The 19,326-nt window shown below is 47.9% G+C and carries 16 protein-coding genes and 1 pseudogene; 10 read left to right on the top strand and 7 right to left on the bottom strand.

Annotated elements, in window-relative coordinates; genetic code table 11:
* Nucleotides 1-1,261 (bottom strand): annotated as a pseudogene (locus GPL15_RS27595) (hypothetical protein); the annotation flags it as partial.
* Between the two features lie 118 nt (nt 1,262-1,379).
* Between GPL15_RS27595 and nagB the strand changes: the two are divergent.
* Nucleotides 1,380-2,105, top strand: a complete 726-nt coding sequence (gene nagB, locus GPL15_RS19370) for a glucosamine-6-phosphate deaminase (RefSeq protein ID WP_215700320.1) — start codon at nt 1,380-1,382, stop codon at nt 2,103-2,105.
* A gap of 81 nt (nt 2,106-2,186) precedes the next feature.
* Here the strand turns inward: nagB and GPL15_RS19375 are convergent, their stop codons facing one another.
* Nucleotides 2,187-4,460 carry an AraC family transcriptional regulator gene (locus GPL15_RS19375; protein WP_215700321.1) on the bottom strand — a complete coding sequence of 758 codons (2,274 nt, stop codon included), beginning with the start codon at nt 4,458-4,460 and terminating at the stop codon, nt 2,187-2,189.
* Between the two features lie 316 nt (nt 4,461-4,776).
* Here GPL15_RS19375 and GPL15_RS19380 point away from each other — a divergent pair, with 316 nt between their 5' ends.
* The 8 genes from GPL15_RS19380 to GPL15_RS19415 all read left to right on the top strand — a co-directional run bounded on the left by GPL15_RS19380 (nt 4,777) and on the right by GPL15_RS19415 (nt 13,763).
* Nucleotides 4,777-5,667, top strand: coding sequence for an ABC transporter permease subunit (locus tag GPL15_RS19380; protein WP_215700363.1), 891 nt, complete (start codon nt 4,777-4,779; stop codon nt 5,665-5,667).
* A gap of 21 nt (nt 5,668-5,688) precedes the next feature.
* Nucleotides 5,689-6,582: a carbohydrate ABC transporter permease gene (locus GPL15_RS19385; protein ID WP_215700322.1), complete on the top strand. Its 894-nt coding sequence runs from the start codon at nt 5,689-5,691 to the stop codon at nt 6,580-6,582.
* Between the two features lie 101 nt (nt 6,583-6,683).
* Nucleotides 6,684-8,336, top strand: coding sequence for an extracellular solute-binding protein (locus GPL15_RS19390; protein ID WP_215700323.1), 1,653 nt, complete (start codon nt 6,684-6,686; stop codon nt 8,334-8,336).
* 41 nt (nt 8,337-8,377) lie between these two features.
* A complete protein-coding gene (locus GPL15_RS19395) occupies nt 8,378-9,418 on the top strand; it encodes a Gfo/Idh/MocA family oxidoreductase (RefSeq protein WP_215700324.1) in 1,041 nt (346 codons plus the stop codon).
* A 92-nt stretch (nt 9,419-9,510) separates the two neighbouring features.
* Complete coding sequence (locus tag GPL15_RS19400) at nt 9,511-10,326, top strand: sugar phosphate isomerase/epimerase (RefSeq protein ID WP_215700325.1); 816 nt, start codon at nt 9,511-9,513, stop codon at nt 10,324-10,326.
* 103 nt (nt 10,327-10,429) lie between these two features.
* On the top strand, nt 10,430-11,461 hold the full coding sequence (locus GPL15_RS19405) for a Gfo/Idh/MocA family oxidoreductase (protein WP_215700326.1): 1,032 nt from the start codon (nt 10,430-10,432) through the stop codon (nt 11,459-11,461).
* On the top strand, nt 11,458-12,774 hold the full coding sequence (locus GPL15_RS19410) for a sulfatase (RefSeq protein WP_215700327.1): 1,317 nt from the start codon (nt 11,458-11,460) through the stop codon (nt 12,772-12,774). Before GPL15_RS19405 ends, GPL15_RS19410 begins: the two co-directional genes overlap by 4 nt.
* A gap of 32 nt (nt 12,775-12,806) precedes the next feature.
* Entirely contained in the window at nt 12,807-13,763 is a 957-nt protein-coding gene (locus GPL15_RS19415) for a uroporphyrinogen decarboxylase family protein (protein WP_215700328.1), read from the top strand.
* A gap of 171 nt (nt 13,764-13,934) precedes the next feature.
* On the opposite strand, the gene GPL15_RS19420 is transcribed toward GPL15_RS19415, so the two are convergent.
* Nucleotides 13,935-15,665, bottom strand: coding sequence for an oleate hydratase (locus GPL15_RS19420; RefSeq protein WP_215700329.1), 1,731 nt, complete (start codon nt 15,663-15,665; stop codon nt 13,935-13,937).
* A 210-nt stretch (nt 15,666-15,875) separates the two neighbouring features.
* On the opposite strand from GPL15_RS19420, the gene GPL15_RS19425 reads away from it, so the two are divergent.
* A complete protein-coding gene (locus tag GPL15_RS19425; protein WP_215700330.1) occupies nt 15,876-16,115 on the top strand; it encodes a hypothetical protein in 240 nt (79 codons plus the stop codon).
* Here the strand turns inward: GPL15_RS19425 and dhaS are convergent.
* The 4 genes from dhaS to GPL15_RS19445 form a co-directional block, all read right to left on the bottom strand.
* The gene (gene dhaS / locus GPL15_RS19430) at nt 16,093-16,677 is read right to left on the bottom strand and encodes a dihydroxyacetone kinase transcriptional activator DhaS (protein WP_215700331.1); all 585 of its coding nucleotides are present in this window, start codon (nt 16,675-16,677) and stop codon (nt 16,093-16,095) included. The genes GPL15_RS19425 and dhaS overlap by 23 nt on opposite strands.
* A gap of 35 nt (nt 16,678-16,712) precedes the next feature.
* Nucleotides 16,713-17,582, bottom strand: a complete 870-nt coding sequence (gene rsmA / locus GPL15_RS19435; RefSeq protein WP_215700332.1) for a 16S rRNA (adenine(1518)-N(6)/adenine(1519)-N(6))-dimethyltransferase RsmA — start codon at nt 17,580-17,582, stop codon at nt 16,713-16,715.
* Nucleotides 17,583-17,639: 57 nt separating this feature from the next.
* Nucleotides 17,640-18,404: a TatD family hydrolase gene (locus GPL15_RS19440; protein WP_215700333.1), complete on the bottom strand. Its 765-nt coding sequence runs from the start codon at nt 18,402-18,404 to the stop codon at nt 17,640-17,642.
* Nucleotides 18,405-18,486: 82 nt separating this feature from the next.
* Nucleotides 18,487-19,263 carry a TraX family protein gene (locus tag GPL15_RS19445; protein WP_215700334.1) on the bottom strand — a complete coding sequence of 259 codons (777 nt, stop codon included), beginning with the start codon at nt 19,261-19,263 and terminating at the stop codon, nt 18,487-18,489.
* Nucleotides 19,264-19,326: the final 63 nt, after the last annotated feature.

Genomic DNA, 19,326 nt, shown 5'->3' on the forward strand with positions numbered 1-19,326 from the left:
CCTGAGTTTCCGGCTGCATTCCCCGCCAGGACTCTCCCTGAGTTTCCGGCTGCATTCCCCGCCAGGATTCTCCCTGAGTTTCCGGCTGATTTCCCGGCCAGGGTTCTCCCTGAGTTTCCGGCTGATTTCCCGGCCAGGGTTCCCCCTGAGTTTCCGGCTGATTTCCCGGCCAGGCTCCCCTCTGAAACTCCGGCCGATAAAACTGACGGGTTCCCGTCCAGCATCCTGGCTGTGATTCTCCCCCTGTCTTCATTTGATGAACCGGGCCTGTTCCCGGCTGGCGGCCTGCTCCATACGAATAGCCAAACCGGGGCTGTTCATATGGATAGCCGTTTATGATCTGCCCCATATCATTCGGCTGTGCATTTGGAATCTGGCCCCAATCAGATGACGGACGGCCCTGATACCGAGGTCTGTATCCACGTCCATCTCCTGTCTGAACATTAAAATCAGGCTGCTGCACCATCTGCTGTCCCGGTTTCCTGACTAAAGGCATTTCCGGCTGCGTATCGGAGGGCTGGGCATTGGATGATCCTGGATTTGGCTGCTGTATATCGGAGGGCTGTGTTTCAGAGGGCTGTGTTTCAGTAGGCCGCGTTTCAGAAGGCCGTGTATCGGAAGGCCGCATATTTTTCTGCATATCGGCACAATTTCCCTGAGTTTGTTCTGACTCTTTTTTTACTGGAAATGGGATATGCTGGCCGCCTTTTTCCTCTCTATCCTGGATTTCATGGGGCGGGAGGTCCAGATTCTGCATATCCACTGCATCTTCATTTTCCGAAACATGTTCCACTTCCGCCTGGATTTCCGCTCGTATCTGTTCTACGGGCACAGTTCCCCCGTCCGGCTCCTTTTCCCGTTGTTTTTCCGAGGTAACTTCCGCCAGCTCCAATTCAGCGGCATGGGCCACCGCATCTTCCCAGATCGTTGTATAACACTGCCAGGTACTCTCAACATCATGAATGGTCAGACCAAAGCATTCGTCTAATGTACATCCGGAACCGCCGATATTGGAAGCCGGAACCGTTGTACGGAACTCTCCGGCTCCGTTTCGGATGAATATTTTACCCAGCAGGATTTCTGCATTTCCCGATAACAGATACACGCCAAGGTCATTACCGCCTACATACACTTTTTTTACGTTTACGCTGATTCTGCACTGGCCGTTTCTGGCCTCCAGTTTTGCGAATCCAATATTTTTCCCTTTTACACCGCCTTCATAGGCATAGATGTAGGATATCAATCTTCTATAATTAGACATGCTCTCACCCCTTTGCTTAATATTTTATGCGTTTACCCATTGAAATTATGATATAAAAATGTTATCCTGTATTTGTTACTCAATAAAAATTTTTTTCATTTTTTGGAGGGGAATAATAATGAAAGTTATCAGAACGAAGGATTACCAGGATATGAGCAGAAAGGCAGCTAATGTGATCTCTGCGCAAGTAATTATGAAACCAGACTGTGTTTTAGGTCTTGCTACCGGCTCCACGCCGATCGGAACCTATAAACAGTTAATTGACTGGTACAACAAAGGTGATCTGGATTTTTCAGAAGTGAAAACCGTGAATTTGGATGAGTATAAGGGGCTCTCCAGAGACAACGACCAGAGCTACTATTATTTTATGTATAATAATCTGTTTAAGCACATTAATATTAAACTTGAAAATACAAATGTTCCTAACGGAACAGAACCTGACAGTGAAAAAGAATGCTCCCGCTATGACGACGTAATTAACAGCCTTGGCGGCGCTGATCTTCAGCTTTTAGGGTTAGGGCACAACGGACATATTGGTTTCAACGAGCCGGACGATACATTTGCCAAAACTACTCACTGCGTTGACCTTCAGGAAAGCACAATTGAAGCTAACAAACGGTTCTTTGCCGACATTAACGACGTTCCCCGCCAGGCATATACCATGGGCATCAAAACCATTATGCAGGCGAAGAAGATTTTGTTGGTTGTTAGCGGGGAAGACAAAGCTGCAATTCTCCGCGAAGTTCTGACAGGGCCGATTACGCCGAAGGTTCCGGCTTCCATTCTGCAGCTTCACAATGATGTGGTTGTAGTGGCTGATGAAGCCGCGCTTTCTAAGATTTAAAGTAAAGGGTGAAGGCATTTTCGAAAATGCCTTCACCCTTTACTTTAGTGCGACAGCCCCTTTACTTTAACACCCTTTTCTTTAAATCTCATCTTCACTTTTCCTGCCATGCAGCATACGGTACTGTTTCGGTGTAATCCCTTCATTCTGCCTGAATTTCCGGGAAAAGTTGGCGGCGTCCGTATAGCCGCACTGTTCGCGGATTTCTTTGACGGAAAGTTTGGTTTCAACCAGCAGCTGCTTGCTTTTGGAAAATCGTTTCTGGTCGATGAACTGCATCAGGGACACCCCCTGCTTTTCCTTGAAATACCGCGTAAGATATGACGGCGAAAATGACAGCGCCTGCGCGATCACATCCAGCGTTAAATCCGGGGAGGTATAATGCTGGTCTATGTAGTTGAGAATTGCCGTTTCCAGGCTGCTGCTTAGAATGGTATTCTGCGACTGGTAGATCGTATTTGCGAGAATGCAGCACAGGTCGTACACTTTTTTCTCCAGATATTCAGGCGGCACATAAAAGTCTTCGTACAGGGTTTCCAACTGATAGAACAGCACTTCCCGTTCGGAAGCCGGGCATTTTTGAATCGTTTTCGAGAGCTGGGCCATCAGGTCAAAATAGGCGATTTTATAATCAGCCAGAGAAGACCGCTTCATCACCTGTGAAAAGAAATTTGCGCACTGATTGGCAATTTCCGTGTGATTGCAGGAATTGATTGCCTGGATAAGCGCGCTGATGCTGATCTGAGAGCTGCTGGAACGGTTGCTCATGTCCAATTGCTCGATATCACTCTCCCGGATACAGCAGTTGGGGAGAAAAATGGAATAACGGAATGATTTTATGGCATTTCTATACGCATGCGGCAGAAATTCTTTTCTCTTGACGATGCTGCTTATGCTGCACGAAAGCTGAAGGCAGAATTTCTGCTGCAGATTTTCCCGTACAGTACATATAAAATGGTATTCATCCACATCACCCGGAAGAAAACAGAGGGCTGCATTAGCAAGCGAACCGGGCAGGCTGGCCATTATTCCGTATCCGTCAGACAGGCATTCAGCGGCAAAACTTTCGTGCAGCCGGGACTGCAGGCAGGATAGGTCACCGGTGGAAATGGTCTGCGCATTGTCAAACCGGAATATACACACACAGAATTTACGGTCAGGATCGGAAAAGAGACAATTGTATTTTTCCAACAGCCCATCTGAAAAGCTTGTGGCCCCGGAAAGCCCCATCAGGAACAATATGTATTGTTCTTCCTCCATCTGCGCATGGGCCACCACCGTCTGTGCAAGTGATTTTTGCTGTGAAAGCAGATTCTGAAACGATGAAGCGATCTGGTCAAATTCATTGCCGCAAGAAGCGCTGTCATCGGGCAGCCCCTCTTGTATGCGGAGCCCTTCAACCAGTGTATTCAGTGGTTTGGCGCTGTGGCTGGTAATGATCATCAGTATGGCGATGCCGAAAATGAGCGACGAGGCACAAATACCGAGGAGCAGATAAATGGAAGCGTTCAGAGAAGCGTAAAACGTGCTTTTGGGAACAGACTGGAAGGCAGTAAAAGAATACAGATCGCTGGTATATTCAAAATGCTCATCCCGGTCAGCGCCAGCGTAGTCAAAACCATCAGCCAAACTCTGCTTCGCATCGTAAAACGTTTGGAACGAGGTGCCGGAGTAAAGAAATAGATCCCCGAAAGGATCAAAAAAATAGATATCCCCGCCGTATTTCGCAACAAGATCAGAGAACGGCTTAATAAACTCATTCCGGTTTAAAAGGAAAAGGAGATACCCTGGCGAAGAAAGGTCTTCGGGAAAAATGGGCATGGCATACAAAAGATATTTGGGTGAGACAATGCCGTCGGTCAAAAAACAAGGCCCGTCTATCCCCTGAAGGCTGTCCAGAAGCGTATCGTAAGGAAGGCTGCTTTCACATTGCAGGGAAAGATAACTGTCGCCGCTGTACACACCGGCATCCGTATATACGATATGGTTGATCTCTTCATAAGGAGATGAGGTATAAACAAAACCAAGGCTTTTTAAGCTGCTGATATAGGATTGGAGAAGGTTCAGTTCCCGGATGATGTTATGCGGATATGCCCGGTTTTTCGATATATTATAAGCGCCAAGTTTGGAATTCTTCTGAAAAATGAGATCGCACCGCATGGCCCCATATAAAAAATACTCTATATTCTGGCAGGACTGCTCTAACGTGAGAACCTGCATCTGTTTCATTTCTTTTTTTGATTTCAAAACTGCCCGGGCATCCAATGTGCCGAATACCAAAACCAGCGCGAAAAAAAGCGCAATTGAAAAATGGAAAATAGGCTGAAATGCACGCGGAAGATGTTTTGTTCGCATAAAACCTCCTGAAGAGTGACGTGTGAAGAAGCCGAAACCGGCCGCTTTCTAGCGAACATTATACAATTATCCAAAGCGAATGTCAATTATAGACAAAAAGTGTTAAAAAAAGCAGCGGAAATAGTAAATTTTTGCAATATAAAGCAAAAAAAGCATGTTGAAGCCATAATATCCTTGCTGTAATATGTACAATATGTTTGTGATTCAAGCAAATAAATTGTAAGGAGTAAACAAAATGGATAGAACATCTGCAAAATCCCCTGCTCAGCAAAGCGTTCCCCCGCCAGACAAAAACGGGAGACGGCATGTGATCTTTATGAAGCTCAACCGGTCGAAGGGATTGTATCTTTTCCTGCTTCCGGCACTGGTATACTTTTTGGTATTTAATTATTTTCCCATGTACGGCGTGCAGATTGCGTTTAAAGATTTTTCTCCGGTTCTGGGGATTACAGGAAGCCCATGGATTGGTTTCCAGCATTTTGACCGTTTTTTTAATTCCTACTATTTTACCCGCCTTATAAGAAATACCCTGTGCCTGAGCCTGTACAGCCTGCTGGTTTCCTTCCCGATTCCCGTTATACTGGCCCTGGCCTTTAACGAAATAAGAAATGAGAAGATGAAAAAAGCGGTTCAAACGATTTCTTACGCCCCTCATTTCATTTCCATAGTGGTTATGGTAGGCGTGCTCAATCTCTTTTTCAGCCAGAGCAATGGCTTGATCAACAAGATCCTGGTGGACCTTGGAATGGAAAAAATACCGTTTTTAACCAGTTCAAGCACCTTTCCTCATATGTATGTCTGGTCCGGCATCTGGCAGAATACAGGCTGGAACGCGATCATTTACATAGCGGCCCTAACAGGGGTTGATTCTCAGCTTCATGAAGCGGCTCAGGTAGACGGCGCATCCCGGTGGCAGCGGATTCTGCATATCAATCTGCCCTCCATTCTGCCGACGGTAACCATAATGTTTATTATGAATGCCGGCAAACTGATGAGCATGGGATTTGAAAAAATATTCTTAATGCAGAACCAGCAGAATATCGAAACATCCCAGGTCATTGCCACCTTTGTATATCAGAGCGGTCTGCTCAACGCGGATTATGGTTTTGCGGCTGCTATCGGCCTGTTCAATAATGTGATCAATGTTATGATGCTGCTTATTGTGAATAAGATTTCACAAAAACTGAGTGAAACCAGTTTATTCTGAGGAAAGGGAGGGTTATAAAAGATGCAGAGAGCTAAAATAAAACAGCCGCATTCAGATAAAGTGTTCGGCACTGTCGTCGCAGTCATCGTCGCATTTGCAGTGTTTATCACTCTTTACCCGTTGATCTTTGTTCTGTCGGCATCCATCAGCAGCCCCATGGAAGTGTTCCAGGGAAATGTATGGCTTCTGCCTAAAGGAATTAATTTCGAGGCGTACAAGCAGGTGTTTTTGAATAAAAAAATCTGGACCGGCTATAGGAATACCATTTTCTACACCTGTCTCGGCACAATGATCGCGACCACACTTTCCATCAGCGCGGCCTATCCCCTGGCCCGCAGGAAATTATACGGCAAAAAGTTTTTCATGACCTATTTCATGATAACCATGTTTTTTAACGGCGGAATGGTTCCCACTTATCTCATCGTTCAGAAACTTGGCCTGTACGACACGGTTTGGGCAGTCATTCTGGTCAACATGGTTACTGTTTACAATATTATTGTGGCAAAGACATACATCCAGTCCACCATCCCTGAAGAGCTGTACGAAGCGGCCGAAATAGACGGCTGCGGCGATATCCGCGTATTCTTCAAGGTCGTGCTGCCGCTGTCGGCGCCTATACTTGCCGTACTGACCCTGTTTTACGGTGTCGCTTATTGGAACAACTATTTCAACGGCCTGATCTATGTAGGGTCCTCCGACAAATATCCGCTGCAGCTCATTCTGCGTGACATCCTTCTGTCAAACGCCACCAGTGAGATGATCGAGTCAATGGAAACGGATATAAACAAATTGATGGTTTCTGAAAGCTTGAAGTATGCGGTTGTCGTTGTTTCCAGCGTGCCGATGCTGATACTTTATCCATTCCTTCAGAAATTCTTTGTGAAGGGGGTTATGATTGGTTCGGTGAAAGGATAAGAGGAGGTGGACGCCCGCATTTATGAGGAAAAACAGAAAATGATATCAGGGGTTTTATAATGAAAAGGAAAATAAAAAAACAAAACAGGAGGGGTTTTACAATGAAAAAAAGAGCGATAAGTTTGATTATGGCAGCATCACTCTGTACCGGTATGCTCAGCGGCTGCGGCGGATCCGCGGCTAGCAGCACCGAAAGCACCGGCAAAGCAGCTTCGTCTGCGGCGGCCAATGAGACGGCAGGAGGTTCAGCCGTCAATAAAACAGGAATGCCCATTGTCAATGAGCCCATCGTTTTAAAGGGGTTAGTGGCTCAGAATCTCAATGTGGGCGATTGGAACGAGCATCCCGCGATTAAGCGGATGGAAGAACTGACCAATATTAAGATCGAATGGGAATGTGTTCCGGACGCGGGTTTTAAAGAAAAACTGAATCTGGCCTTCGCTTCCAACCAACTGCCGGACATCATCATGCGCGCCCAGATCAGCCCGTCCGATGAAATGAAGTACGCCACCAACGGACAGATCATCGCGTTAGATGAATATAAAGAATATGCGCCGAATTTTTATGCGGTTCTGGAAGAATATCCTGCAATCGCAAAAGGAACGACGCTTCCGGACGGCCACATCTACTCCCTGCCGCAGATCAATTTCACCGAAGGCAACCTGATCATGCATCAGTGGATCAACAAGACATGGCTGGACAGCTTAAACCTGCCAATGCCCACAACAACAGACGAATTGTACGATACGCTGGTCGCATTCCGGGATCAGGACCCCAACGGCAACGGCGTCAAGGATGAAATCCCTTACGCGGTTCCGGCGAAACAATACGCTACCAGAATGTTCCAGCACCTGCTGGGCAGTTTCGGCATCGGCGTAAACGGCACCCTGAGCGTGGTGGATTACGATTTCACATGGCTGGAAGTGGACAAGGATAAAAAAGTCAATTTTATTCCCACAGAGGATAAATTTAAGGCCCTTGTGGAGTACATGAATAAACTTTGGGCAGAGGGCCTTATCGATACCGAATCCTATGCGATGGATGATTCCCAGGTTTCAGCCAAAGCAAATGCCGGTCAGATCGGTTTTGTTCCCAGAATGGGAAATACCCAGTGGCTGGGCGCAGTAAAAGATAATTATGAACAGCCGCCGGTTTTGGAAGGCCCCTTCGGCGACCGCTATTACACCTACCACATCGGTAATCTCCAGTCCACAGGAACGGCAGTCATCACCTCTTCCAATAAATATCCGGAAGCGACCATGCGGTGGCTGGATTATTTCTACAGCAAGGAAGGCACCACTTTAATGCGTTTCGGCATCGAAGGCAAGAGCTACGACGTGATAGACGGCAAGAAGGTTCTGAAAGAAGAAATCACCAATAACCCGGATGGTCTGACCCTGGACCAGGCGTTGGGCAAATGGGCGCTCTTCCCTGGCGGAAAACTGCCCCAGTGCATCACTGACGACGTGGACGCCAGCGCCGCACAGCTTCCGGCTACAAAAGCGGCCAATGATGTTGTCCGCGATTATATCAGCCCGGGCCCGGCTAATTTCCTCCGTGTAAACTATACGGCGGAAGAGAGCAAGAAAATGGATATCTACAAAAAGGATATTCTGGATTATGCCAACGAAAATGTGGTTAAATTCATTACCGGCGAACGGCCCATGAGTGAATGGGATGCCTTCATTGCTGAATTTGATAAAATGCCGGTTGATGAATATGTCGCCATCAACCAGACCGCATTGGACCGTTAGAATATAAGTGAAGATAAATCATACAAAAAGGAGCAGGGAACATGAAAAAGATTCGTTTTGGAGTGATCGGATGCGGCAAAATCGCTAATGAGTACCATCTGCCCGCATTGGCGCGGGTTGACGGCGCAGAATTGGTCTGGGCCTGCGATTTGATCGAAGAGCGTGCGGTTAATGCCGCGAAGGATTTTGGGTTCGAAAAATACACCCTGGATTATCAGGACATTTTAGCCGACCCGGACATTGACGCTGTGTGTATATTTACGAAAATAGAGATGCATGCAATTCTCTGTAAAGCGGCAGCACATGCCGGAAAGCATATTTTCAGCCAAAAACCATTTGCCTACAGCATTGAAGAGGGACGGGATATTATCCGTACCGTTGAGGAATGCAAAGTGAAACTGACCCCTTCATTCATGCATTCATACATGGACGGCTCCCTGGCGGCCCGGCAGATCGTGGAGCAGGGCCAGATTGGGGAGGTCAAACATATCAGGATGCGGAACGCCACTAAAAATCCATTCGACTCCGCTCCGGGGTACGGGGGCTGCATGATGGATATCGGCTGCCACGGTATGGACTTAATCCACACAATTTCCGGCGCCAACATTAAGCAGGTATTCGCACTGCATATGTCTCCGGAAGATGAAATGGAAAACCGCGGTTACGGTGAGAGCGCAAATCTTAACGGAATAGAAAATACCGCAGTCCTGAATTACCGCCTGGACAGCGGCGCAACCGTATTCCATGAAATATTCTGGACCCAGGTAGCCTGCACTAAGCGGTTTGAGATGGAAATTTACGGAACGAAGGGCGCCATTTACTTATACAATCCTCATCGCAGTGATATGGTTTATTACGGATGGAACGCCGACGGTGATCCACGAAAAGACGCGGAATGGAAAGCCGCCCCGGCAGACCCCCATTTTTTCGGATATCTTCAGCACAAAGCCTTCGTGGACGATCTGCTTTATCACACCAATAACAGCAAAACCGCCCGGGATGCATTTGTACCGCTTCAGGTGGTTGAAGCCGCCCGGCGTTCGCTGGCTTCCGGCCGCATCGAAACAGTTTTAGGAATTTAAGCCGCAGTTCAGACGGCCGGAAAACTTGACCCGCTTTTTCGGTCAGGAAGATGGGCCGTCTGAAGTGCTGCGAATTAGAAAAGGAGAACATCATGAATAAAATTGGATTTATTGTGGAAATGAAGGACTGCAAAGATTCCTCCGATCTGCGCAGGTGGGTGGATTTGGCAGAACAACAGGGAATCGACGGCGTGGAGCTTTTATTTAACGCCAAAGCAGGCCTGGACTTTGATGTGGATAAAATCAAACCGGCTTTTGAACATACCCCGGTTGTTCCCGCGGCCTGCGGATGCTGGTGGCTGAACACAATCAGCCCTGATGCAGACGAGCGCGCGAAGGTTCGTGAAAAAATGCTTGAGTTTTTGGATATGACAGACCAGATTGGCTGCAAAATGGCATTCTTTAATACCGGCGAATTCGATCCGGAAGATGTGGACAAGAACATCCAGGAATTCAAAAAAGAATATCTGTTTTATAAGCAGTACGCCGACGAGCGGGGCATCAAACTGGCATGTTATTTGGGCCACGGAGGAAATTTCGTGCGCAGCCGTGAGATTTTACGCAGATTGTGCGCTGAAATCCCTGAATTTAATCTGAAGGTGGACCCAGTGGGCATCATGCGCAATATGAAAGCCGATCCGTATGAGATCATCAAGGAATTCGGCGGGAGAATCGTTCATTTCCATGCGAAAGACATCTTCCGGTATGGAGACGACAACTTCGAGATTGAACCGATTGTCGGTATGGGGGACCTCCGCTGGAATGTGATGATGGGCATGCTCTATCATCATGGTTATGAAGGCTATATCGTGATCGAACCTCACGGTCCGGTCTGGTCTAAACCGGAAAACCGCTGGAAAGCGATCGTGCTTGGAAAGCGTCATATTGAGCAGTTCATGGTGCGCTGACGACCCTAATGTTATATACAAAAGTCTCGATTATACAGAAAAACAGCAAAAGCGTGGGTTTGATCTGTCAAACCCACGTTTTAAGAAAGGGGTTTGGTTTTCGATGAATAAAAACGTTTTGCGGACAGCTATCGTTGGCTGCGGCAACATTTTCCCCATGCACGCGGTGCCGGTTCAAAAGGCTGAGGAAGCAGAGCTTGCGGCCGTATGCGACTGCAAGCCGGACCGAATGCAGAAAGCCGCCGGGGAATTTTACTGTGCCGGTTACACGGATATGGACGAAATGCTTTCCAAGGAACATCCGGATGTTGTGCACATCTGCACTCCACACTATTTACATGCGCCCTTCGCTATAAAGGCGCTGAAGAACGGCTGCCATGTCATAACGGAAAAGCCCATGGCGATCCGTGACGCCGATGCCCTGGAAATGCTGAACGTATCTGCTCAGACAGGAAAGACGCTGGCGGTTATTTTTCAAAACCGTTATAATGCCGGATCTCAGCTCATCCGTAAAAGTCTGGATGACGGTTCTCTGGGAAAAGTAACCGCTGCGAGAATGATTCTGACCTGGGACCGGTCGGAGGAATATTACAGCAAAAGCGATTGGAAAGGCACCTGGGAAAAAGAGGGCGGCGGTGTAATCATCGATCAGGCTATCCATACGCTGGACTTGATGCGGTGGCTGACAGGCGGCAGCGTTTCGTCCGTCACAGCGGCATTTTCCAACTGGAACCATCCCAGCAGCCATGTGGAGGATACGGCACAGGGACGGATTGAATTTGAAAACGGCGCTTACGGATGTTTCTACGCCATGAACCATTTTTGTACCAATTCGCCGGTATTTTTGGAGCTGGTCTGTGAGAAAGGCCGGGCCGTCATGGAAGGCCCCAGAGCACATATTTATCTGAATAACGGACAGGAACTGACCGCCAGCGAAGATCCGGCGGATATTTTCGAATATGGAGACGTAAAACGCTATTGGGGCACGAGCCATGTGAAACAAATCCACAACTTCTATGGTTATTTAACAGGCAAAGAGGAGTTGTACATCAAAGCGGAAGACGCATATAAGACACAGCAAATGGTGTGTGCGATTTATGATTCTGCAAAGGAAAACAAGGTGGTGCTTCTATGAAAGTAATTTATTTCGATATCGATACGCTCCGCCCGGATCATTTGGGGTGTTATAAAAGCCAGCTTAACACTCCGAATATGGATTCCCTGGCACAGGACGGAGTGCGTTTTACACAGGCTTTCGCGTCAAATACACCGTGTATGCCGTCCCGTGCGGCTCTGTTTACGGGACGTTTCGGAGTCTGCAATGGCGTCGAAACCCACGGAGAACGAGCGCTCCAGGTCCATACCCCAAAAGAAGACGCCCTGTGTTTCCGGCTCTGTCAAAATGGCGTGGAAACGGTGGGGATTTCTTCCTTCGGACGCCATCCGGCTCTGTGGTATTATCAAGGCTTCTGCCAGGTGATTGATCCCTCATTCCGTTCGGGCGGGGGACATTTTCAGCGGTTTGATGGAAGTGAAGTGAACCGGGCGGCACGCCAAGTCCTGACCGCGTTTAAAGGCGAAAACTTGTTCCTGCATCTGCATTACTGGGATCCCCACGGCCCTCTGGCGCCGCCGGAAGAGATTCTGGCCCAGACCCCCGTGCCTTCCACAAAACAGATCCCAGACCGGGAACTGGATGCCCTCTGCGCCTCCAGGGAATACCGGGGCGGGGAACACGTGGGAGTGAAAAACAGGCAGGATTTAGAAGAACTTCTGCGCAGATATGATGCGGAAATCCTATATACCGACAAGCTGATCGGCGAAATGACTGAGTTTTTGAAAAGTGAAGGAATCTATGATGAATGTGTGCTGATTTTAAGCGCAGACCACGGGGAGCAATACGGAGAAGCGCAGATGCTGCTTGAACACGGGACAGTACACGACAGCTGCATCCACATACCCATGATCCTGAAATTCCCACGCCAGCAGCATGGGGGCCAGGTGTCCGATTCAATGGTGTACGGCCTGGACATCGCGCCCACCGTCACATCCTTTTTTGGCATTGAGCCTGCCGAAAGCTGGGACGGCGTACCCCTGCAGAACAGTGTGACGCCGGATGGCGGGCGGGATTTTCTGGTGTGTGACCACGGTTTATATACCTGCCAGCGGGCGGTGTTTGACCGGGAATGGAAAATGGTGCATACGTTCAATTCCGGCCCATGGGATTTCCCCGACTACGCCCTTTTTGACCGGAAGAATGACCCGGCAGAGTTAAATAACCTGGCGGCCCAGCGGCCGGAAATACTGCGCAGTTTTCAGAAAAAGGAGGCGGACTGGCTGGAGGAAACCCTTCACGGAGAACCAGATATTCTGGAAGAGCTGGGAAAGGCCAACGCGCAGCACGGGTGGGTGGCGGTCAATCGCTACCACAGCAGCCGCGGCGCCTGATGAACAATTGATAAATATGAAAGCGGGTTACGATGACAGGTAAAGAAAGAGTTTACGCACTCCTGAACGGAGAACCATACGACCGTCCGCCGGCAGGCTTTTGGATGCACTTTCCGAAAGAATTTTTTTACGGAGAAAAATCGGTTCAGGCTCATTTAGAGTATTTCGAAAAGACAAAGACGGATATTGCCAAGGTTATGACCGAACATTTGATGCCCTGCGATCACAGCATAAAATGTGCGGATGACTGGAAAAATGTGCCCGTATACGACGAAAATGCGCCGTTTATCCAGGCACAGGCCGAGCTATTGCGCCAAATATTCACCCAGCGCACAGACCTCGCCCCCATGGCCACGCTCCACGGGGTGGTGGCGTCTGCATCACACACACTTCTGGGAGCGCCGGAGTACGATTCAATCGGAAGGTATGCTCAGATGTATCATCTGCGCACCAATCCAGAAGCATTTACAGCTGGACTGCGAAATATTGCCCAAAGCCTGTGCAGCATGGAAGACGCCTTTATCAAAGCAGGAGCTGAAGGCATTTATTATGCGGCGCTGGGCGGTGAGGCAGATGTGTTCACAGAAGAAGAGCATGCCGGGTATATTGCCCCCTTAGACCGCATGGTCATGCAGCATGCATATGATGCGGGCGCAAAATTCGTTGTATTGCATGTATGTAAGCCGAAAGCGGACATAAAACGCTTCTCCGGTTATCCCTGCGATATCGTGAATTGGGGAGTGCGTGAGAGCGGTACAAGCTTACGGGAAGGCGCAGGAATATTCAAAGGCAAGATTATTTTAGGAGGATTTGACCACCGGAAAGGGCCCATGATTGAAGGCGATCTGGATGGAATCGCGGCACAGACCCGGGAATTATGCGCCTCCATGCAGGACGTCCGGCTGATACTCGGAAGCGACTGCACGCTCCCCGGCGGCCTGGATTACGCAAATATCGCGGCGGTGGCCGACTGCCTGGATGCAATGTGATTTGGATTATTCCGGTGGAATAAATATTTTGTGGGATAAAAAAATAGGTGCGGCAGAACCAGTTTATGCCGGAGTGTAAAGCAGATTCTTAATACATTCCGGTTCTGGTTCTACAGCACCTATTGCTATTTAGTTCTTGCTATTGAAATGCGCTATTGAACTACCATCAAATCACTTATACGCTTTCACAACCGCCTTCATGAGAATCTTAGGATCTTTCGCATACGGAGAAACCGGGCAGACATCCCTGTCAATTCCCATCAGTCCGTAAACCGCAAGTCTCGCTGCCCTCACCGAATACTCTTCCGTAAATACCATATCTTCAGGAATCTCAACAAACTGGCTCACCATGGCGAAGTTGGTGGATCCCGCCGGTATCACTTCCGGACGGTCCGTATACTTTCTGGGTTCAAACTGTGCATCCACATATGGCATATAGCATGGGATTACATTTACAACTGTCTTCAGCAGTTCCTCAATTCTCTCCTCAGAAAGATGAAGGTGATGCAGATATTCCACCAGCAGCTCTTTTCCGGTACATTCCTTCATAGGTTTCTTCACATAATCGCCGATGTGGTCGGTATAGAGCCCATATCCCCAGAAGATCGTCTGATCCAAAGGCTGGTTTCTGAAATGGGGCTGGGCTGCCACAACGCTGCTCATCAGCCAGTTGGAATCCTTAAATGTCATAAGAGCCCCGCTTCCCGGCACATTGCCCGTAAAGCGTTCGATCTCCTTCAACATCTCATTGCCGTTACAGGTTACAGTGAAACTCAGCCAGTTGGTCTCATGCTCTTTGGTGAAAAATGGTTCCGGATTGCCCAGACCTGGTTTCTTAGCCGCAACCTTTGTCCACAGCTCGCCCGAAATAGGCCGCAGTTCCGGTGCAGGAGCCGGCGTATCGTAATCGCCTAACGTAGCGCTGTCGGTCATACATGCATTGGTCATAATGCAGATATCTCCGGCCTTCAGCTCCACAGTCTTCTCTTCTCCATTGTCATTCAGATATAGTTTCTTAGCAGTAATTCCCTCGCCGTCTTCAAAATCAATGTCCGTCACCGTACAATTGTGTACAAATTTTACCCCTTTGCCCTTCAGGAATTCTTCCAGAGGCCGGATTACACTGTCATACTGGTTCAGAGGCGTTCTTGTAACGCCTTCCAACGTCTCAATTCTGCTGAATTCGAAGATCATTCTCTGCATGTAGCGGCGGAATTCATACAAACTGCTCCATTTCTGGAACGCGAACGTAGTCTGCCACATATGCCAGAAATTCGTGGTGAAGAAATGAGGCATTCCCTCAAACCACTGCTGGATCGTCATATCATCCAGTTTCTTCTCATCCGTACGCATCAGCTTTAAGAGGGCCATTCTCTCTTCCTGGTTAAATCCCATGCTCTCCACATTCAGAATATTGCCGTCTTTATCCACCAGACGGGCTTTTGCGCAGGTGGGATGAGCATGGTCAAAATTCAGAATCTCTTCCGTCACGCTGCGGCCAGGCTGGTCAAGGGAAGGGATGCTTCCAAACAGTTCCCAGAAGTTTTCATATGTCTCTTCATTCAGCATACGTCCGCCCCTGCACACAAAACCTTTCTCCGGCGTACCGATCCCGTCATTGCTTCCGCCCAGAATATGCATGCCTTCATAAATTGTGATGTGATCTCCCGGAAATGCGCAGTCACGCACCAGATATGCCGCTGCCGCCATCGTAGCCAGGCCCCCGCCCACCATATATGCATAGGTATCGCTGTAATCTCTCTCAGCGATCTCCTTTTGTATTTCTTCAATATCTTTTTTGTCCTGTTTCTTTTTCGCCGAATCATAGACAAGTTTGGCAGCCACACCCGCGCCCGCTGCCAGGACGCCTGCTTTTAACCATTTACCTGCATTTTTTCCCATGATACCAATTTCCTTTCTCCTGTTTATTGTCTCTATCTGACATAGTTTTATACTCTATATTCTAGCACACTTCACCGCTAATGTCTTGTCTCTTTTAAAGATAAAAACGACATCCTGTGAAGAATGTCAAAAAAGCAGACAGATCCCGCAATCTGTCTATCGTATTTTTCCCCCAATTCTTTTATGATAAAAAAATCAGGGGGGATTCTTATGTCAGTAGAAAATAATCTCCGTCTTTCCATGTTAAAGACGGCTTTGTTCCATCTGTTACGAAACCACAAAAAATCGCCGGAACGCACCGCCCGGAATATCGAAGAGATGCTGCAGATTTATGTCCAGTTTCATCCTGATCCGGGCACGAAACTTCCCGGACACAATGAACTTTTGGCGCTTCTGCAGACCCATTCCCGTGAAGAATGTATTGATATCATTCTGCACCGTCTGGGCTGAGTTTATACTGTAGGCTCCGCATATAAGCAGCCTTTTCGCTGTCTCTCACAAGGCGTTTCAGCCGGTACGCCACTGTTTCCGGCGGTATTTTCATGCCCTTCTGCGCCCAGGTGACGATAACTCCGCAGATTCCATGCGCATAAAATTCCGCGTCAAATTCCTTCTCTTCCAATTCCAGCTTCTTATTTTTATCAAGGGCTTCTATCGCTTCCAAAAATAACGTTTTTGCCATCTCAAACAGGTAGCTTTCAAATGTGTGCTCCTGTTCTTTCAGCGTATTCATATAAAATGTCTTCTCAGCCTGCATGATCTGAAGCATTTCCAGAAACCTCTTATCCCAGTTTTCAAAAGAGATGTCGTCCGTAATCTTAGAAAAATTTTCATTATAAAAAATCCAGCTCAACAGCTCATATTTATCCTGAAAATGATAATAAAACGTCTGTCGGTTCAGGCCGCAGGCCGTCGTAATATCCGCGATTGATATTTTATCAAATGCCTTGTCCCGGCACAGGTCTTTCAGCGCCTGGGCTATGGCCTTTTTGGTAATTAATGACTCTGACATCCCATTTCCTCCAGTCGTTTAATGATGAATACTATCTATTTATGATCCGTCAGATAGTCTGCCAGCCGGGCAAACTGTTCCAGGGTCAGCGCCTCCCCCCGGACAGAAGGCGAAACGCCCAGGCTTTCGATGGCCGCGCCGATCTGCTCTTTTGTATATTGTATTTCCGGCGAGTTATTCAGACCGTTCTGCAATGTCTTTCTCCTCTGGTTAAATGAGGCCCTCACCAGTTTGAACATCAAATCCTTGTCCTTTACCTGAACAGGCGGTTTCTCATGCCGGGTCAGCCTTATTACCGCAGACCCCACATTGGGCCTTGGCATAAAGCAGTTGGGCGGAACATTTGCCACAATGTACGGCTCGGCATAATACTGCACTGCAAGGGATAATGCCCCGTAATCCTTAGACCCCGGCCCTACCTGCATGCGGTCGGCCACTTCTTTCTGCACCATTACGGTGATGTTGTCGATGGGCACCCCTCCTTCAAACAGCCCCATAATAATAGGGGTTGTAATATAATAGGGCAGATTGGCCACAACTTTAATGGGCCTGCCTTGATTATATTCCATGGCAAGCTGATTAATATCAACTTTTAAAATATCGTCATTAATTATTTTAATGTTGTCATAATCACTCAGGGTTTCGTTCAGAATGGGGATCAGGTTGGTGTCTATCTCCACCGCGATCACCTGTCTGGCCGCATCCGCCAGATACTGGGTCATCGTTCCGATTCCCGGCCCGATTTCCAGCACCAAATCGTCTTTAGTCACCCCTGCCGCCTTAATAATCTTATCCAGCACATGGGTATCGATTAAGAAATTCTGGCCGAACTTCTTTTGAAACGCAAATTGGTATTTCTGAATGATTTCAATAGTATTTTTAGGATCCCCTAAATTAACACGCATATATATATCCTTTCTTTTGCAGTACTTCTGACCGTTTTCCCTTACTAATCCTTCATTTTACAGCCTGTAAAGCTGTTTCGCGCTGCGGCAGGTAATTTCAATAACTTCTTCCGGAGAGATATTTTTAATCCGGGCAATGGCCTCCGCCACATAGGGCAGGTTTAAAGAGGAATTTCTCTTGCCCCTGTTGGGCGCCGGAGCCAGATAAGGGCAGTCCGTTTCCAAAACTATGCGGTCCATGGGGGCGTATTCCACCACTTCTTTCAGCTTTTTGGCGTTGTTGAAGGTCAGCACCCCGCCGATCCCCAGATAGAATCCCATTTTCAAATATTCCCGGGCCATTTCCACCCCATAGGAAAAGCAGTGGATCACGCCTCCTATGTCCTCCGAATGTTCCGCCTTCATGATATCTAACGTATCTTTAGCCGCGTCCCGGCTGTGTATTACCACAGGAAGTTTGGTTTCACGGGCCAGGTTCAGTTGTTTGACAAACCATTCCTTCTGCACGTCATGGCCCGGTTCTTCCCAATAATAATCCAGGCCGATTTCTCCGATGGCTACCACCTTAGGGGTCTTCGAAACCGTTTTCAACCAATTCAGAAGGCTGTCATCCAGTTCGGCGGTCTCGCTGGGGTGAACGCCTACGGCGCCATAGATAAACGGGTATTTTTTCATTAATTCCAGGGTGTTTTTCGTGGTTTGGATGCTGGCGCCTATGTTTACCACGGCCTCTATTCCATTGCTCTGCAGACTGTTCAGCAAAGCGTTCCTGTCTTCTTTAAATGCCTCATCGTCGTAATGGGCATGGGTATCGAATATCATAGCTGTCACCTCTTAACTTATTTTTTTACATCAAGCTTTTTTACATTAAGCGTGAAGGCATTTTCGAAAATGGCCTCACGCTTTACTTTAAAAAGAATCCCATGAGAAACCTGGCCAGATAAAGAATCATCAGGTGCGCCGGATAAAACCAATAAAACAAATATTTCAGCTTCATCTTCCCCCGCTCCCCATTATAAAACCAAATGGGGGCCAAAGAAAGCGCGCCCGCGCCAAGGCATACGGAACTTTCATAGGCCGCAATCCCCCCGCAGACTATGGTTCTCTGTCCCTTCTTCCCATGGAAGAGGTAAAATGCCGTTATCAGCAGAACTCCCACCACATTGTAATCCACCCTGAGAACAACAGCCGCGGCGCAGCCTCCCATAAAGGAAAGGGCCTGGGCGATTCCATTATCAGGGTGCCTGCTCATGCCAAGCAGCACCAACAGCCCGATTACAAGAGTAAAATAGACATTCTGATATTCAAAATTAAACGGCGTCCCAAATATGGCCAGATCAAAGGGAATTTCAGAAATCAGGGCGAATACAGCCATACGGCCTATATATTTCTTTACATCTCTGGTATGGATAAATCCCTCGGCCAGCAGGAAACAGAAGATCGGAAATGCAATCCGCCCGATTGTACGGCAGACAAAATCCAGGTTCATCCACAGTTCCATCTGCCTCCGGCTCAACGTGGAATTTAAAAATCCGGTATTATAATATCCTAAAACCCCGCCTTCAATCATCACCGCTCCTATGTGGTCGATCACCATGGTGATCACTGCTATCATCTTTAATGTATTTCCGTTAATCCCATTCCACCTCTTCAGCCCGGTTTTGGCATCTTCCTGTTTCAATCATTACCTCCGATTCTATTCAATAAATTTCCAAACTCTCTAATCCTTCATGATGGAGCGCTT

The organism is Clostridium sp. MCC353 (assembly GCF_018785315.1).
Taxonomy (GTDB): Bacteria; Bacillota; Clostridia; order Lachnospirales; family Lachnospiraceae; genus CHH4-2.

Excerpts from the sequence above, each read along its gene's own strand:
- nagB (WP_215700320.1), top strand. The coding sequence starts at position 1,380 with ATGAAAGTTATCAGAACGAAGGATTACCAGGATATGAGCAGAAAGGCA.
- GPL15_RS19375 (WP_215700321.1), bottom strand. The coding sequence starts at position 4,460 with ATGCGAACAAAACATCTTCCGCGTGCATTTCAGCCTATTTTCCATTTT.
- GPL15_RS19380 (WP_215700363.1), top strand. The coding sequence starts at position 4,777 with ATGAAGCTCAACCGGTCGAAGGGATTGTATCTTTTCCTGCTTCCGGCA.
- GPL15_RS19385 (WP_215700322.1), top strand. The coding sequence starts at position 5,689 with ATGCAGAGAGCTAAAATAAAACAGCCGCATTCAGATAAAGTGTTCGGC.
- GPL15_RS19390 (WP_215700323.1), top strand. The coding sequence starts at position 6,684 with ATGAAAAAAAGAGCGATAAGTTTGATTATGGCAGCATCACTCTGTACC.
- GPL15_RS19395 (WP_215700324.1), top strand. The coding sequence starts at position 8,378 with ATGAAAAAGATTCGTTTTGGAGTGATCGGATGCGGCAAAATCGCTAAT.
- GPL15_RS19400 (WP_215700325.1), top strand. The coding sequence starts at position 9,511 with ATGAATAAAATTGGATTTATTGTGGAAATGAAGGACTGCAAAGATTCC.
- GPL15_RS19405 (WP_215700326.1), top strand. The coding sequence starts at position 10,430 with ATGAATAAAAACGTTTTGCGGACAGCTATCGTTGGCTGCGGCAACATT.
- GPL15_RS19410 (WP_215700327.1), top strand. The coding sequence starts at position 11,458 with ATGAAAGTAATTTATTTCGATATCGATACGCTCCGCCCGGATCATTTG.
- GPL15_RS19415 (WP_215700328.1), top strand. The coding sequence starts at position 12,807 with ATGACAGGTAAAGAAAGAGTTTACGCACTCCTGAACGGAGAACCATAC.
- GPL15_RS19420 (WP_215700329.1), bottom strand. The coding sequence starts at position 15,665 with ATGGGAAAAAATGCAGGTAAATGGTTAAAAGCAGGCGTCCTGGCAGCG.
- GPL15_RS19425 (WP_215700330.1), top strand. The coding sequence starts at position 15,876 with ATGTCAGTAGAAAATAATCTCCGTCTTTCCATGTTAAAGACGGCTTTG.
- dhaS (WP_215700331.1), bottom strand. The coding sequence starts at position 16,677 with ATGTCAGAGTCATTAATTACCAAAAAGGCCATAGCCCAGGCGCTGAAA.
- rsmA (WP_215700332.1), bottom strand. The coding sequence starts at position 17,582 with ATGCGTGTTAATTTAGGGGATCCTAAAAATACTATTGAAATCATTCAG.
- GPL15_RS19440 (WP_215700333.1), bottom strand. The coding sequence starts at position 18,404 with ATGATATTCGATACCCATGCCCATTACGACGATGAGGCATTTAAAGAA.